At 56.2% G+C, this 543-nt stretch carries 1 protein-coding gene; it reads left to right on the forward strand.

What is annotated here, in order from left to right; all coding sequences use genetic code 11:
- Positions 1-70 precede the first annotated feature (70 nt).
- A partial coding sequence (locus tag EN969_RS34530; protein WP_245467692.1) for a transporter substrate-binding domain-containing protein occupies positions 71-543 on the forward strand: 473 nt, incomplete at its 3' end.

Below are 543 nucleotides of genomic sequence, written 5' to 3' on the forward strand. Positions count from 1 at the left end.
CCTTGATCGTGTGCTCGCGGCACAGACATTGACGGTAGCGGTCGGGTCCGACTGGGGAGCCTTGTCTCACTTGAACGACCAACATGAACTCGACGGTGATGATGTAGAGGTCGCGAAGGGCATTGCGGACTACTTGGGCGTGAAGATCAAATTCGTGACCCCGGGCTGGGATATCATTCAGGCAGGCCAGTGGGGGGGGCGTTGGGACATGGCCATGGGTCAAATGACGCCGACCAACGATCGCGCCAAAAAATTCGCCTTCCCGGCCATGTACTTCTACGAAGGCGAAGTCGCTGTCGTTCACAAGGATAGCAAAGCGACGAAGCCTTCCGACCTGGAGGGCAAGATCGTCGGCGTCCGAGCGGGAACTCTTGGCGATTTGTATGCCAATCACAAGCTCACACCGGCATGGATCGGCGCTAAGCCAATACAATATCAATTTACAGCGGGCCAAGTGAAGGCTTATCCAAGTGCTAACTCTCTTACGCTTGACGACCTGCGCCTCGGCGATGGTGTTCGTCTCGATGGCGTCATTACTGAAGG

This window comes from Mesorhizobium sp. M7A.F.Ca.CA.003.01.2.1 (genome assembly GCF_003998945.1).
Taxonomy (GTDB): domain Bacteria; phylum Pseudomonadota; class Alphaproteobacteria; order Rhizobiales; family Rhizobiaceae; genus Mesorhizobium; species Mesorhizobium ciceri.